The following is a 15,270-nucleotide window of genomic DNA, read 5'->3' as shown; positions in this document are numbered from 1 at the left end:
AACCCTTATCTTCCAAGTAGATGGACAGTTTCGCTTAAGCGTCCAGCTCAGTATCCCAGTACAGGAAGTCCATCCAGCTTTCGTGCAGGTGGTTGGGCGGGAACTTGCGTCCTGTGTTGCGCAGCTCCTCCGCCCCCGGCCGCCGCGGCGGCTTGCGCAGCGACATGCCGGCCCGGTGCAGCGATTTGGACCCTTTCTTCAGATTGCAGGGGCTGCAGGCCGCCACGACATTTTCCCAGCTGGTCACACCGCCAGCCGCGCGCGGCACCACATGGTCAAAGGTCAGCTCACCCTTGCTGCCGCAGTACTGGCAGCGGAATTCATCCCGCAGAAACAAATTAAAGCGCGTGAAGGCCACGCGCTTTTGAGGTTTCACATAATCTTTCAGAACCACCACAGACGGTATTCGGATCTCGGTACTCGGACTGTGCACCACCTCGTCGTATTCGGCCACAATGGCCACCCGGTCCAGCCAAGCGGCCTTGACCGCATCCTGCCAGGTCCACAAAGACAAAGGATAATAGGAGAGCGGCCGGTAGTCCGCGTTCAGCACCAGTGCCGGGTGCTGCTTCAGCGCCCCCGGAGATCTGACAAACTCTGCTCTGAAATCGCCATCCATTTTTGAACGTCTTCCTCGCCCTGATCTTCCGTGTTGCGGAACCAGAGCGGGGAACCCGCCCCAGCCTAACTTTGACTATATATCGTGGTTAGCGCCTGACAAGCCCTGATGATCCACAATATGTCGGGAGCAATCTGTGCTGATTCCGTGACACCGCGGTGACACTTATCCACAGGGGCTTGGCCTCCGGGGCTCTTGCCCTGCGGCGCCGGGACCCCTATTGCCGTGCCATGACCCGCCTGATCCGTTTCAACAAGCCCTATGACGTTCTGCCCCAGTTCACCGACCGCGGCAGCCAGGACAGCCCGCGGCCCACGCTGAGCAATTATATCGACTGCCCGGGCGTCTATGCGGCCGGCCGCCTGGACCGGGACAGCGAAGGGCTGATGCTGCTGACCGACAACGGCCGTCTGCAAGCCTGGATCACCGACCCCAAGCATAAGATGGACAAAACCTATTGGGTTCAAGTCGAAGGAATTCCGGATCAGGACGCTCTCAGAGCATTGTCGGAAGGTGTCGAACTAAAGGACGGAAAAACCAGGCCCGCCAAGGCCCGGCTGATGCCCGAACCGCCGGGCCTGTGGGTGCGCACGCCGCCGGTCCGGATGCGCAAGACCGTTCCCGATTGCTGGATCGAACTTACCATCCGCGAGGGCCGCAACCGGCAGGTGCGCCGGATGACGGCGGCGGTCGGGCATCCCACGCTGCGCCTGATCCGCTACAGCATCGGCGCCTGGACGCTTGACGGGCTCGCGCAAGGAACATGGGAGGATCTGGAACCGCCCCGGGTTCTCGGACCGCCGAAACCTTCGCAAAAGCCGCCGCGCCGCCCCAAGGCTTCCTTGGCGCGCCCGGCAAAAGGTGACAGACCCCGCCGCCGCTGATAGCCTGCAGCCATGCTGCCGCACGCCCCTGCCCCGATCGCCATTCTCGAAGCGTCGCTCTATGTTGACGACTTGGACGCAGCCGAAGACTTTTATGGCCGTATCTTAGGGCTGGAACGTATTCAGAGGGTGGCAAACCGGCATGTTTTTTTCCGCTGCGGACCCTCCGTCCTGCTGCTGTTCAACGCTGAGGAAACCGTGAAACCACCGGGCAACCCGCGGCTGCCGGTGCCGCCGCACGGCGCCCGCGGGCCCGGGCACGTGTGCTTTGCACAGACCAGGGAAGAATTGCTCTTGATGCGCGCCAGGCTCAAAAAAGCCGGTGTTGCGATAGAGGCTGAGTTTGATTGGCCGAGTGGCGCCCGGTCCGTCTATTTTCGCGATCCGGCCGGAAATTCAGTTGAAATCGCCGAACCGCATCTGTGGGCACCCTGACCTTCCGCGCAAACGGAAGGCCAGGTTTTTCAGCAGGTTACAGCCCAAGCTTGTCGCGCATGAACGCCAGGGCCACGCTCAGCCCGTCGGGCGCGATGCCATGCGCGGTGCCCTTCTGGATATGGGCAAAAACATCCTGGAAGCCCGCCTCCTGCAGCGCTTCGGCAGCCTCGGGCAGCGACTGCACCGGCACCACGTCGTCCTGGTCGCCATGCACCAGCAGCACTGGCATCTTTGAGACCGCTTCATCCTTCAGCAGTTCGGGCTCCAGCAGCCGGCCGGAGAAGGCAACGATCCCTGCCACTGCGTCCTCGCGGCGCGGTGCCACATGCAGGCTCATCATGGTGCCCTGGCTGAAGCCGAACAGCACGACCTGTTCCGGCAGCACGTCCTCGTCCACCATCAGCGCATCCAGGAAGGCGTTCAGATCCTCAATTGCCGACAGCATGCCGCGCATGCTCTCTTCCTCAGATGAGCCGTCAATCCAGGGGATCGGAAACCACTGGAAGCCAAAAGGCGCGCCGGCGCAGGCCTCCGGCGCATCCGGAGCGACAAACAGCGTATCCGGCAGATGCTCCCCCAGCGGATCGGCCAGCCCCAGCAAATCAGCTCCATTGGCGCCATAGCCATGCAGGAACACCACAATCGAGCGGGTGCTGCCGGAAACCGGCTCTTTGCGGCCGGCATTCAGTACACGAGTCATCGGATCCCTTCCCTGTCCTTCGCCACCCGGTAATAGGCCCAGAGAATGCGCGCCGCAACCGACCGCCAGGGGGACCAGGCTTCGGCCATTTGCCGCATTTCGCGTTCCTTGGGCCGGGCGGGCAGCTCAAACAGCACCCGCGCCGCCTCCTGCAAGGCAAGATCACCATGGGCAAACACATCCGCGCGGCCCAGCGAAAACATCGCATATATCTCTGCCGTCCAGAGGCCGACACCCGGAACCTGAACCAGCGTTGCAATCACCTCGGCGTCAGGGGCATCGCGCAAGGCTTTGAAATCAATACGTGCATCTGCCAGGGCGCGGGCATAGCGGATTTTCTGACGGCTTAGGCCAGCGGCGCGCAAATCGTCATCCGTAGCGGCAAGGATTTTGCGTGGGCCGGTGAGTTCCGTCTCTTTCATCCGCGTCCAGATCGCGTTGGCCGAAGCCACGCTGACCTGCTGGCTGACAATCGCGCTCAGAAGTTCCGCAAACCCGTCCGGCCTCCGCCTGAGCGGAAGCGCGCCGGTCAGTTCCAGCGCCCCGGCAAACCGGCTGTCCTGCGCCGCCAGCCACGCGGCACCTTCGGACACGCAGGCGTCACACTGGATGATCCGGCCCACACCCGGCAGGAATGTCTGCACTTCTGACGCCACGTCACCCCCTGATTGGCAGCTGTTGAAAGAAAGCGTGATCGGCAAGCCAATGCCGCTGGCTTGCTCCTCAACATATTCACCGTTACGCATCCCATATGACCATGAGCATGACCACCCCCAGCGACGCCGTCGCCAAGAAAAACGTCGCCATCCTGGTGCTGGCCCAAGCGATCCTCGGCGCGCAGATGCCGATGATCTTTACCATCGGCGGCCTTGCGGGGCAGTCGCTGGCGTCGAACCCCTGTTTTGCAACGCTGCCGATCTCGCTGATCGTCGGCGGGTCGATGCTGGCCGCCACGCCAATTTCGGCAATCATGCAGCGCTGGGGCCGCCGGGCGGGTTTCTTTGTCGGCGCCGCCTTTGGCGCTGTTGGCGGGCTGGTCGGCGCCTATGGTCTGTATCTGGGCTCCTTCCCCATCTTTCTGCTCGGCAGCCTGCTGACCGGCGTCTACATGAGCGCGCACGGGTTTTACCGCTTTGCCGCCGCCGATACAGCCTCCGAAGCCTTCCGCCCCAAGGCGATCTCTTACGTTATGGCAGGCGGGCTGGCGGCGGCGATCATCGGGCCGCAGATTGTGAAGGCCACCAGCCAAGCTTTTGTTATTCCATTCCTTGGCACTTATCTGGCCGTAATTGCGGTCAACGTCCTGGGCGCTGCGCTGTTCCTGTTTCTCGAAATTCCTAAACCGCCTGCCCCCACTGAGGACAGCCCAAAGGGCCGCAGCCGGATGGAACTGCTGAAGACTCCGGTGATCGCGGTGGCAGTTATTTGCGCGATGGTTTCCTATGCGCTGATGAACCTGGTGATGACCTCGACCCCGCTGGCCGTTGTCGGCTGCGGCTATACCGAGGGCAACGCCGCGGATGTGGTCACCTGGCATGTACTGGCGATGTATGTGCCCTCTTTCTTTACGGGCCACCTGATTGCCCGTTTCGGCGTGGAAAAAATCGTCGCCGCCGGTTTGGTGATCCTCGCAGGTGCCGGTGCCGTCGCGCTGCAAGGCGTTGATCTGGAGAACTTCTTCATAGCGCTGGTGCTGCTGGGCATCGGCTGGAACTTTGGTTTCATCGGCGCCACCACGATGCTGGCCGGCGCGCATGAAAGCTATGAGCGCGGCCGGATGCAGGGGCTGAACGACCTCCTGGTCTTTGGCGGCGTCACCATGGCCTCGCTGGCATCTGGCGGGCTGATGAACTGCTCGGGCGGCAACCCGGTGGAGGGCTGGAGCGCAGTGAGCATGGCCATGGCCCCCTTCCTGGTGCTGGCGGGCGGCGCGCTGATGTGGCTGGTGTTGCGCCCTAAAGAGGCCTGATGTCCTAGCGGCAGGCAAAAAGAAAGGCGCCCGGGGAGGCGCCTTTTTCTTTGGCAGGGGTTTACCAGCGCCCCAGGGCTGTACGCCACATCAAACCGGCCCTGCGCCGGAACTCGCTCTGCCCAAGCGCGCCTTGCGCCACCCGTTCGGGCTGCCGGATGGCCTGTTTCAGCAGGCCCTCCGCTTGCCAGCCCGCCAGCAGCGCAGCGCCCGACTGCTTCGAAATCCTCCCGCCGCGTGAGCGGGAGTTTTGTATTTTCTCCAACCCCTTATGCGCCAAAGCTTGCACACCCTCCAGGGTGCCGTCCAACAGAGGTATCCGCTTTTGCGCCTCCAGTTCCGGAATGGCGCGCAGCCAATTGGCGACACCAGTGCCATAGGCAAAATCGCGCACCGCAGCCTCATCCGCCCGACCCAAGGACGCGGCCGCCATCCACATCAGCGACCCGCTGGTCCGGTCGATATAGCTGTCAAAAGCGGCCTCATCCTCAAAGGGGTCTTTGTAGATGTCCCAGCGCCGTGCCTCGGCCATGCCGTCGATGCAGGCCGCAAGCTCCGGCTTGAGCAGTTGCGCCAAGGGTGTCGCCACATAGTGGCGCCGGACCGGCTTGCCTTCGGCGATCTCCGCCCCGACGTCGCGCCACCACTGCACCCGCATTTCGGCAATCATGCTCTCCTGGCTGGCCCAGGGTGCGCGCGCCAGCTCGATATTGAAGGCGTACAGCGCAAACAGCAGCGGCCGCGCCTGAACCGGCGCGGCCATCGTGGCCAGAAACCGGTCCGGGTCGCTCTTTTGCACCAGGTCGGCGCAGGCCGTCAGGTCCGCGTCAAACTGCATCCGTCCGCCCGGTTCCGCAGTCATGCACCAGCTTCCAGCGGATTGCATCCAGCAGCGCCTCAAACGATGCGTCTATGATGTTCGGGCTGACACCAACAGTGGACCAGCGGCGGCCCTGGCTGTCCTCACTGTCGATGATGACGCGGGTAACAGCTTCGGTTCCGCCCTGGGTGATCCGCACTTTAAAGTCGACCAGCCGCATGTCCTCCAGCTGTGACGAGTAGCGCCCAAGATCCTTGATCAGCGCCCGGGCCAGCGCGTTCACCGGGCCGCGGTCGCTGCCGGTTTCATCCAGCGATTCACTGACAGACAACCGTTTTTCGCCATCGACCTTCACCACCACAACCGCCTCCGACAGGCTCACCATGCGGTTGTACTTGTTCTTGCGGCGCTCGACGGTGACCTTGTAGCGCTTGACCTCAAAGAACTCCGGCAGCTGGTCCAGCTCATCGCGCGCCAGCAGTTCGAACGAAGCCTGCGCTGTATCGTAGGAATAGCCTTCCGCCTCGCGCTCCTTGATCCGCTCCAGAATCCGCGCCAGCGCTGGGTTGCCCTTATCAACAGACAGCCCCGCATCGGTCAAACGCTTGCGCAGGTTCGACTGCCCGGCCTGGTTCGACATCGGGATGACGCGCGCATTGCCGACCTTATCCGGCTCGATATGCTCATAGGTCGACGGATCCTTGAGGATCGCGCTGGCATGCAGCCCCGCCTTATGGGCAAAGGCTGACGCCCCCACATAGGCTGCCTGCCGCACCGGAACCCGGTTCAGGATATCATCCAGCATCCGGCTGATGCGGGTCAGCCCGGCAAGCGCCTGCAGGCTCACACCGGTCTCGAACTGGCTGGCATAGGGCTCCTTCAGCAGCAGTGTCGGGATCAGCGCGGTCAGGTTGGCATTCCCGCAGCGTTCGCCCAAACCATTCAGCGTTCCTTGGATCTGCCGCGCCCCTGCGTCTACCGCAGCCAATGAGCACGCCACGGCATTTTCCGTGTCGTTATGGGTGTGTATACCCAGTTTCTCACCCGGAATTCCGGCGCCAACAACCTCTGTGACGATGCGGCTCACCTCGGCCGGCAGCGCGCCGCCATTGGTGTCGCACAGCACCACCCAGCGCGCTCCGGCCTCCAGCGCGGCCCGGCAAGCCGCCAGTGCATAGTCCGGATTGTCCTTGTAGCCGTCAAAAAAATGCTCGGCGTCAAACAGCGCCTCGCGCCCCTGCGCCACGATATGGGCGACCGAGGCGCGGATGTTGTCGAGGTTCTCCTCCAGCGTGATCCCCAGCGCGTGGGTCACGTGATAGTCGTGGCTTTTGCCGACCAGACACACCGCTTGGGTGCCCGCATTCATCACTGCCGCCAGCACATCATCGTTGTCCGCCGACCGCCCGGCCCGCTTGGTCATGCCAAAGGCGGTCATGGTGGCACGGGTGTCCGGCGCTTCGCTGAAAAACGCGCTGTCTGTCGGATTCGCCCCGGGCCAGCCGCCCTCGATATAGTCGATACCAAGATCGTCCAGCGCCCGCGCGATCTGCTTCTTTTCCGCGGTGGAGAATTGAACGCCTTGGGTCTGCTGCCCGTCGCGCAACGTGGTGTCGTAAAGATAGAGGCGTTCCTTGGCCATCAAAGCGCCTCCATCGACAGGAGGTTCTGAAAAGTTCTCACGATCCTCACAACCCACGTTCCTTCATGCTTTTTTCGAGGCCAAGACGAAAGGACTTCAATTTTTTGAGAGTTTTTCTCCAACGATCTTGACGTGTTATTTCAGATGCCGAGACGCCTTCCACACTAGTTGAAACGGCTCCTTTATGACGTAGACGTGGTCCAAGTTCCCACTCGTAACCTTCTGCAAGATCCTTTACTTCAAATCCTAAGTCATTGAGCGCATCTCGGGCTCCGTCAGCGTCACTAAAGAACTGACTTCCTGTTTCGCGGTCGCCAGCCTTAAAGCTTGCCTTACCTTTTACTTTGAGCAAGTCCCGCACTGCCATTAGTGCTTCGACTTCAGACTTAAAGAACGATTTGTCCAATTGTTCACCTTCTAAGTACCAGGCCCCCATCTCGTCCGTCAGAAGTCCCAGCATCCGGGCTGAGGCCAGCAGCCCCGCGGCATCGCCCGCCGCTGCCAGCTTGTGCAGCTCGGCAATGGCGCCCGCGGAATTGAGGTCATCCGCCAGCGCCTCCAGGACCGCGGCAGCAGCGCTGGACGCGGGTTCGATGCCCGCGGTCAGCGCCCGCCACTTGCGCAGCGTTGCCTCTGCCTCCTTGGCCTTCTTATCGGTCCAGTCCATCGGCTTGCGGTAGTGGGTTTGCAGAAACACCAGCCGGATCACCTCGCCGGGGTAACCCTGATCCAGAAGATCGCGCACGGTGAAAAAGTTGCCCAGCGATTTGGACATCTTCTTGCCTTCGACCTGCAGCATCTCGTTGTGCAGCCAGAAACGTGCAAACTCACCCTCCGGATGGGCGCAGCAGCTTTGCGCAATTTCATTCTCATGGTGCGGGAACATCAGGTCGTTGCCGCCGCCGTGAATGTCAAAGTTCTCCCCAAGCAACTCATAAGACATTGCCGAGCACTCGATATGCCAGCCCGGCCGCCCCCGGCCCCAGGGGCTGTCCCAGCCCGGCAGATCCTCGGTGGAGGGCTTCCACAGCACAAAATCCATCGGGTTCTTTTTATAGGGCGCTACCTCAACCCGGGCGCCGGCGATCATGTCATCAACAGACCGGCCTGACAGATTGCCGTAACGGTCCTTCCAGCTGTCGACAGCAAACAGCACATGTCCCTCTGCGGCATAGGCGTGGCCCTTGGCGATCAGGTCCTCAATCATCGCCACCATCTGCGGGATGTACTCCGTTGCCCGCGGCATGTGGTTGGGCTGCAGCGCGCCAAGCTCGCCCATATCATCCAGAAACCACTGTGTGGTCTCCGCGGTGATGTCGCCGATCGGGCGTCCGCTTTCGGCGGCGCGGGCGTTGATCTTGTCGTCAACGTCGGTGAAGTTCCGGGCGTAAGTTACTTGATCTGCGCCATAAACTTCTCGCAGCAGCCGGTACAGCACATCGAACACCACCACCGGCCGGGCATTGCCAAGATGCGCCCGGTCATAGACGGTAGGCCCGCAGACATACATCCGCACGTTACTGGCGTCGATCGGCTCAAAGACCTCTTTCTTGCGGGTCTTTGTGTTGTGCAGCTTGATCACTATGTCCTTGGTTCCCATGCCCGTTCCTTTCCCATGCCCAGCTCTCAGATGGCCGGCATAACCCATTGCGCGCAGCGCGGGCTTAGCAAGTTGTCAGGGAAATGAAAACGACAGAAACCAGCCCGCTGATATGTCAGCAGGTAATGCAGCAAATGATGGCGGTGCATTTCTGGTTCATAAGGGCTGCTTAGCATGGGCCGCCAGCCCCGCCAAGCCTTTTGCCCCAAATAGCAAAAAGGCCGCCCCGTCTGCCTTGGGTACAGACCGGGCGGCCAGCGGCGCGGCGGAAAAGCGCCGCCGCGCCAGCGTGTGCGTCAGATTAGAACTTGAACGACGCGCGCAGCGAAACCGAGGTGGCATCTGCGCCCACACCGGAGTTGCCGAAATCGTCGAACTCATGCTCCAGCACTTCGCCGCCGATCTGCCACTGGTCGGTGACCTGATAGGCCAGGCCGACGCCGTAGAACTCACCGGTTTCGCTGCCCAGCGAGCTGTCGGCCTCAGCCACACCGCCGGTCACATAGGCCAGAACGTTGCCGAAGTCGTAACCGGCTTTCACCTTGGCGCGTGCGACGGAATCCACGGTTGCGCCGCCGCCCAGGTCCACGTCGGTGGTGTCATAGTCCAGTTCGCCACCCAGGACGAAACGGCCGAAATCATAGTTGTAACCGGCGTGGATACCGTAAGCGGCATCGTCACCCGAGGCTCCGTTGGTTGCGTCCACGTCCAGCTGGCCGATCTGGCCACCCAGGTAGAAACCGGTCCAGTCGCCGCCATCATTGGCCACCGGCACGGGTGCCGGTGCCGGCGCGGGTTCGACCACCGGCTCACTGATGTTGCCGGCAAATGCTGCACTGCCCATTACGGCTGCGATGGCTGTCATAGCTACGAAACGAGTCATTTAGACTTCTCCTTTTGCAGTCCCGGCGCAGGTTGTGCGCCGTTGGAGCTTACAAAAGGGCTCCGTGCCCGAACTTCCAGTCTTTCCGGCTCACGTTCCCTTGAGCTGGCAATGACTGGCCGAAATTCCCCTGCTGCGTGCGCTTTTCCGCCGGCCGCGGCTGACGGAATTCGGATAAGCCATTGAAATATGATTGCGGGCACCTAGCGGGAGGCCTGTCTACCCGGCTGCTTCACGCCTGCCCACGCGGCAACGCCTGTCAGAACCGGAAGGCCGCGCTGATAGAAAGAGTCTCGCCGCGCGGGCGGCCGCTGCCGTCCCTGGGCCCAGCTTCGTGATGCAGCACTTCACCCCTCAGCTGCAGCGCCCGGTTGAGGGACACGCGCATCCCCAACCCGAACAGCGTCCCCTGACGCTTGCCGCCTGAAGTTTCGGCCTGCAGCCCGCCGAGCGTGACAACACCCGTTGCCGGCCCAAAGTCGTAGCCGGCATGCAGGCGCAGCTGGTGGGTTTCGTCCGCTTGCACTGCCCGCGTCAGCAGGCCGGACCGGTTGGACGCAACAGTGCCGCCGAAGATAATGCTGCCGAACTCCCGGATAAAGGCCAGCTGGAACGCCTGCGGCTCCGCGCTGCCGCCGCCGGAAGGGGCGCGAGCGGAGGTGTTGAACAGCGGCCGCGCCCACCCTTCTGCCGAACTTGACTGGCCAAAAGTAAGCGCCACCGTGACACCCGCGGCAAAGGCATGGATAAGTGCGGTTTTCCTGACCATCGGCATGTCTCTCTGCCTCTTTGAAATGCGCCGTGTCAGCGCGCCATCCCCAGGGCCCCAGTATCACCGTTAATGATTAATATTCGGTTCCCAGGGTCATCCTGCCAATATCCACCCGCCCCGCATAGCGTCAAAAATCGAAGTCCCACCATTAAAAGTCAAAACATTTACTTAAAGCCACTGCTTCAAGACTGTCCAAAGCCGCCTCTGAACCCGGGTGAAATTCTTGTCGTTTTTTTCACACTGGTCGCAATTGTGCTAGAAACCCCTTCCAGGGCTGGCACTCTTCAGCAAACCAGAGGGAGTCCGCATGCAGGGTGAACGCTGCCTTGTCAGCCTGATCTTCCGCACCATCGGTGCGGCACGCGGGCGTGCGGCCAGAGGACGGCCGTTCTGAGCTGAAATTCCAGAATTTTATGCTCATCCAACTGAAAGGCTAAATGTAATGAACGACCAAGCCTCCTCCCGCGCTGGCCGCAGCGGCGGACGCAACGCGCGCCGTGCAGCCCGCGCTGCAGCACTGCCCGATCATCTGCGTCCCGTACGTCCGGGAATGGAATCCAAAGCCCTCCAAGTTCTCAGCCCGCAGGACATGGAGAAGATCCATCAGACCGCACTGACCGCACTGGAAGAAATCGGCCTCGCCGATGCGCCTCAAAGCGGCATCGGCTACCTCACCGCGGCAGGCTGCACTCTGGGCGACGATGGCCGGATCCGCTTCCCCCGCGCCCTGGTCGAAGACACCATTGCCAAGGCAAACCGCTCCGTCACCCTTTACAGCCGGGACGGCAAGACCGACCTGCAGCTCTCTGGCGGCCGGGTCCATTACGGCACCGCCGGCGCCGCGGTCAGCATGGTGGACGTGCATGGCAAGACCTACCGCGACTCCACCGTGCAGGACCTGCACGACGCCGCGCGCATCTGTGACCAGCTTGACAATATCCACTTTGTCCAGCGCCCGATGGTGTGCCGCGACATCGCCGATAACTGCGAGATGGATCTGAACTCGATCTACGCCACCACCGCCGGGACCACCAAACATGTGGGCGTCTCCTTCACTGAGCCGGGCTTCGTGAAACCCGGGCTGGAGCTGCTGCACATGATTGCTGGCGGCGAGGACAAATGGCGCGAGCGCCCCTTCGTCTCGAACTCCAACTGCTTTGTGGTTCCGCCGTTGAAATTTGCCACGGAATCCTGCGAGGTGATGGAGGAATGCATCAAGGGCGGTATGCCAGTGCTGCTGCTGTCGGCGGGCATGGCAGGCGCGACCGCCCCTTCCACCATTGCCGGCGCAATTGCCCAGGCAGTTGCGGAATGCCTGGCCGGACTGGTTTACGTAAACGCCGTAAAGCCCGGTGCACCCGCGATTTTCGGGACTTGGCCCTTTGGCTTGGACCTGCGGACCGGCGCGATGTCCGTGGGCTCCGGCGAACAGGCCTTGCTGACCGCTGGCTGCGCCCAGATGCACAAATTCTATGACTTGCCCGGCGGTGCCGCTGCGGGTGCCTCGGATTCGAAAATGCCCGATATGCAGGCCGGCTGGGAGCAGATGTGTTCTGCCGTCATGGCGGGTCTCTCAGGTCTGAATATGGCTTACGAGGCCGCGGGCATGCACGCCTCGCTGCTGGGCTTCTGCCATGAGTCGCTGATCCTCGACAACGATCTGCTGGGCCAGGCGCAGCGCTGCGTGCGCGGCATCGAAGTGAACGAAGACACTCTGGCCCTGGACCAGATGCGTGCCACCTGTCTCGGCGGGCCCGGCCACTATCTCGGCACCGACCAGACCCTCAGCCGGATGCAGATGGACTATGTCTATCCCGACCTGGGGGACCGGACCTCGCCCAAGGAGTGGGCGGAACGCGACAAGCCGGACCTGATCGAGAAAGCGATTGCGAAAAAGGAAAAGATCCTGTCGCAGCGCTCCGCCGCCCGGTTTGACGCTGCCACCGACATGGCCATCCGGAAGAAATTCAACATCCATCTGCCAGCATAAGCGCCCGAATCGCTTGCAGACGGGCCGGTCACTCCGGCCCGTTTTTGTGCCGCTCTGCCAGCCATTTCAACGGCAGGAACGCTGCCAATCCGCTAACCCGCTTACTTGGCCCTACCGCTTCTGCGCCGCAGCGGCTGAAACTTCTAGAAGTCTAATAATTGGCTTTTGCAGCCGAATTATTAATGATAACCTTTTGTTAAGGCGTGATTTCTTGCAAACCACTCTTAGCACGGGTAGTGGAGGACATGTAATTTTGCCAGGGCAATTGCGCAATATCATCCTGCAAAAATGCAAATGACAATGCGCCCGGCGTCCTCGGCAGAGCAGCACCCCTTGAAGGATGCAAAACACTTGCATCAAAGAGGCCTGATGTCATCGCCTGAAAAAACGCAAGTCGGAGCTTCGGAATGACCTCGAAGGGTTGCTGTTCTGCGCAAGCAAGGTGCGCGACGTTAACCGGTTAAACTGCCAGACAGCAGAAAAACCTTAAAACCCCGGCCTGCTTTGCAATTGGCGGTAAGTTTTTGGGATCCGATTGTGCGGTTATTCGCAAACGCGCCGCGCCGGGATCCTTTGCGAAATCCGCAGGATGGTCACCGCCAGCAAATCCGCAAGATCAAAATGCAAAAGTGCAGCGCGAGGCCTTACCCCGCGCTGCACGCAGTCCTCAGAAGAAAGCCTGCAAGCCAGTTTGTGCCCGGCCCAGGATCAGAGCGTGCACATCATGGGTACCTTCATAGGTGTTCACCGTTTCCAGGTTCACCATGTGGCGGATCACGTTGAACTCCAGGCTGATGCCGTTGCCGCCATGCATGTCGCGGGCCATCCGGGCAATCTCCAGCGCCTTGCCGCAGTTGTTGCGCTTGATTATCGAGATCATTTCAGGGGCCGCGTTCGCCTCGTCCATCAGACGCCCGACCCGCAAAGAGGCCTGCAGGCCAAGGGTGATCTCTGTCTGCATGTTGGCAAGCTTCAGCTGGAACAGCTGGGTGTTGGCGAGCGGCCGGCCGAACTGGCTGCGGTCCAACCCATACTGGCGCGCCGCGTGCCAGCACGCCTCTGCTGCGCCCATAGCACCCCAGCTGATCCCGTAACGGGCGCGGTTCAGACACCCGAAAGGCCCTTTAAGCCCTTGAACATGCGGCAGAAGCGCCTCTTCGCCTACCTCAACGCCGTCCATCACGATTTCACCGGTGATCGACGCACGCAAGGAGGCCTTGCTCTGGATCTTCGGCGCGCTCAGGCCCTTCAGGCCCTTGTCCAGCACAAAGCCGCGGATTTTGCCGCCATGCGCCTCGGACTTAGCCCAGACCACAAAAACATCGGCAATCGGTGCGTTGGAAATCCACATCTTGGAGCCGGTAAGCCTATAACCGCCTTCGGTTTTTTCGGCCCGGGTCTTCATGCTGGCAGGGTCGGACCCGGCATCCGGTTCGGTCAGGCCGAAGCAGCCGATCCACTCGCCGGAGGCAAGTTTCGGCAAATACTTCTGGCGCTGCTCCTCGCTGCCGTATGCATAGATGGGATACATCACCAGCGAGCTTTGCACCGACATCATCGAGCGGTAACCGCTGTCCACACGCTCCACCTCGCGGGCAACCAGGCCATAAGACACATAGCCGCCGTCAAGCCCGCCGTATTCCTCTGGGATCGTGGTGCCGAGCAGGCCCATCTCGCCCATCTCGCGGAAGATCTCCGGATCGGTTTCCTCGTTCTCATATGCACTTAGAACGCGCGGCTGAAGTTTTTCCTGGGCATAGGCGCGGGCGGAGGCGGAGATCATCCGTTCATCCTCGGTCAGCTGATCCTCCAGCCGCAGCGGGTCTTCCCAGTTGAAACGGCCCAGATCCGGGGCATCCTTGGCGCGCAGCGCGGGTTTGTCGGTCATCTTGTTACCTCAATGGTTCGCGATTTGGCCAAACCCTAACGGCAGGTGAACGGAAAAAACAGCGAGACTTTTGCACAGAAGCATGACAAAAACTCATACATGTCTGTACCTCGCAAATTCCTGCCGTCTATCCCCTCCCTGCGCGCGCTGGAAGCGCTTGACCGCTTAGGCAGCGCCTCCGCCGCGGCCGAGGAACTGGCGCTGACACAAGGCGCTGTTAGCCGGCAGCTGCAAACGCTGGAACGGCAACTGGGGATGGAGCTGGTGCAACGGGACCAGAAGCGCTTGATGCTGACCACAGAGGCGCAGGATTACGCGGCGGAGATCCGGCAGGCCTTGAAACAGATCGTGCAGTCCACCCTGCGTTTGCAAGCCGCGCCGTTGGCGGGAACGCTGAATCTGGCCATTCTGCCGGCCTTCGGAATGCGCTGGCTGATGCCGCGGCTGCCGGACTTTGCCCGGCTGCATCCAGATGTGACAATCAATATGTCGACCCGGCTGGAACCTTTCAACTTTTCCTCAGAACCCTTTGACGCGGCTATTCATTATGGAAATGCAGAGTGGCCCGGCACGCAATCCCTGCTGCTGAAGCACGAACAATTGTTGCCGGTGTGCGCGCCGCAGCTTTTGGACGGCAGAAGTGTTACCGAACCTAAAGACATTCTCAAGTTGCCGCTTCTGCACATTCAAACCCGGACGACCGCTTGGCGCGACTGGTTCGGCCGGCTTGGAATTGCCGCCGAGGACGGGCTGAGCGGCACGATCTATGATCAATTCGCAACCATCACTCAGGCCGCGCTGCATGGCCTGGGGGTGGCGCTGATGCCGGATTACTTGGTGGAGCAGGACCTGGCGACGGGCCGTCTGGTGGCCCTGCACCCGGAGGCTGCTGAGACTTCCGGCGCCTATTACCTGGTGTGGCCGGAGCGGAAATCGGGCGCGCCCGCGCTGGTGAAGTTCCGGGAGTGGCTGGCGGGCCAGGCGCAGCCGGAAGATCCGCTGCCGCGCTGACCGGCGGCCGGAAAACAAGGGGGTGACATGCGTGCACCCCCTGTGCACCGCCTG

General features: G+C 61.5%; 14 protein-coding genes. 5 read left to right on the top strand and 9 right to left on the bottom strand.

All coding sequences use genetic code 11. The annotated features are described in order from the left end of the window. Nucleotides 1-34 precede the first annotated feature (34 nt). Nucleotides 35-619, bottom strand: a complete 585-nt coding sequence (locus tag CAER_RS0123335) for an HNH endonuclease (protein WP_027237634.1) — start codon at nucleotides 617-619, stop codon at nucleotides 35-37. 230 nt (nucleotides 620-849) lie between these two features. On the opposite strand from CAER_RS0123335, the gene CAER_RS0123330 reads away from it, so the two are divergent. Both CAER_RS0123330 and CAER_RS0123325 read left to right on the top strand, forming a co-directional pair. Beyond that, nucleotides 850-1,503: a pseudouridine synthase gene (locus CAER_RS0123330; protein ID WP_027237633.1), complete on the top strand. Its 654-nt coding sequence runs from the start codon at nucleotides 850-852 to the stop codon at nucleotides 1,501-1,503. Between the two features lie 12 nt (nucleotides 1,504-1,515). After that, entirely contained in the window at nucleotides 1,516-1,938 is a 423-nt protein-coding gene (locus tag CAER_RS0123325) for a VOC family protein (RefSeq protein WP_027237632.1), read from the top strand. A 37-nt stretch (nucleotides 1,939-1,975) separates the two neighbouring features. On the opposite strand, the gene CAER_RS0123320 is transcribed toward CAER_RS0123325, so the two are convergent. Together CAER_RS0123320 and CAER_RS0123315 are read right to left on the bottom strand one after the other, a co-directional pair. After that, nucleotides 1,976-2,641: an alpha/beta hydrolase gene (locus CAER_RS0123320; RefSeq protein ID WP_027237631.1), complete on the bottom strand. Its 666-nt coding sequence runs from the start codon at nucleotides 2,639-2,641 to the stop codon at nucleotides 1,976-1,978. Continuing rightward, nucleotides 2,638-3,297 (bottom strand): DNA-3-methyladenine glycosylase family protein, encoded by a 660-nt coding sequence (locus CAER_RS0123315; RefSeq protein ID WP_245597400.1) that lies wholly within the window; start codon nucleotides 3,295-3,297, stop codon nucleotides 2,638-2,640. The genes CAER_RS0123320 and CAER_RS0123315 overlap by 4 nt, the downstream gene beginning before the upstream one ends. 95 nt (nucleotides 3,298-3,392) lie before the next feature. Between CAER_RS0123315 and CAER_RS0123310 the strand changes: the two genes are divergently transcribed. Then, nucleotides 3,393-4,610, top strand: coding sequence for an MFS transporter (locus CAER_RS0123310; protein ID WP_027237629.1), 1,218 nt, complete (start codon nucleotides 3,393-3,395; stop codon nucleotides 4,608-4,610). Between the two features lie 61 nt (nucleotides 4,611-4,671). Here CAER_RS0123310 and CAER_RS0123305 read toward each other — a convergent pair whose 3' ends face one another. The 5 genes from CAER_RS0123305 to CAER_RS0123285 all read right to left on the bottom strand — a co-directional run bounded on the left by CAER_RS0123305 (nucleotide 4,672) and on the right by CAER_RS0123285 (nucleotide 10,324). Then, nucleotides 4,672-5,448, bottom strand: a complete 777-nt coding sequence (locus CAER_RS0123305; RefSeq protein ID WP_027237628.1) for a squalene/phytoene synthase family protein — start codon at nucleotides 5,446-5,448, stop codon at nucleotides 4,672-4,674. Continuing rightward, nucleotides 5,438-7,072 (bottom strand): citramalate synthase, encoded by a 1,635-nt coding sequence (gene cimA / locus CAER_RS0123300; protein ID WP_027237627.1) that lies wholly within the window; start codon nucleotides 7,070-7,072, stop codon nucleotides 5,438-5,440. The genes CAER_RS0123305 and cimA overlap by 11 nt, the downstream gene beginning before the upstream one ends. Nucleotides 7,073-7,118: 46 nt before the next feature. Further along, entirely contained in the window at nucleotides 7,119-8,672 is a 1,554-nt protein-coding gene (gene cysS, locus CAER_RS28400) for a cysteine--tRNA ligase (RefSeq protein ID WP_036797553.1), read from the bottom strand. 301 nt (nucleotides 8,673-8,973) lie between these two features. Continuing rightward, entirely contained in the window at nucleotides 8,974-9,555 is a 582-nt protein-coding gene (locus CAER_RS0123290) for an outer membrane protein (protein WP_027237626.1), read from the bottom strand. 259 nt (nucleotides 9,556-9,814) lie between these two features. Then, entirely contained in the window at nucleotides 9,815-10,324 is a 510-nt protein-coding gene (locus CAER_RS0123285; RefSeq protein WP_245597399.1) for a hypothetical protein, read from the bottom strand. A 445-nt stretch (nucleotides 10,325-10,769) separates the two neighbouring features. On the opposite strand from CAER_RS0123285, the gene CAER_RS0123280 reads away from it, so the two are divergent. Further along, on the top strand, nucleotides 10,770-12,317 hold the full coding sequence (locus tag CAER_RS0123280) for a trimethylamine methyltransferase family protein (protein ID WP_027237624.1): 1,548 nt from the start codon (nucleotides 10,770-10,772) through the stop codon (nucleotides 12,315-12,317). Nucleotides 12,318-12,984: 667 nt separating this feature from the next. Here CAER_RS0123280 and CAER_RS0123275 read toward each other — a convergent pair. Continuing rightward, nucleotides 12,985-14,205: an acyl-CoA dehydrogenase gene (locus tag CAER_RS0123275; RefSeq protein ID WP_027237623.1), complete on the bottom strand. Its 1,221-nt coding sequence runs from the start codon at nucleotides 14,203-14,205 to the stop codon at nucleotides 12,985-12,987. A gap of 99 nt (nucleotides 14,206-14,304) precedes the next feature. On the opposite strand from CAER_RS0123275, the gene CAER_RS0123270 reads away from it, so the two are divergent. Continuing rightward, a complete protein-coding gene (locus CAER_RS0123270) occupies nucleotides 14,305-15,216 on the top strand; it encodes a LysR substrate-binding domain-containing protein (RefSeq protein WP_027237622.1) in 912 nt (303 codons plus the stop codon). Nucleotides 15,217-15,270 lie beyond the last annotated feature (54 nt).

Source organism: Leisingera caerulea DSM 24564, assembly GCF_000473325.1.
Taxonomy (GTDB): Bacteria; Pseudomonadota; Alphaproteobacteria; order Rhodobacterales; family Rhodobacteraceae; genus Leisingera; species Leisingera caerulea.
This window is presented reverse-complemented; position numbering and strand designations above follow the sequence as displayed.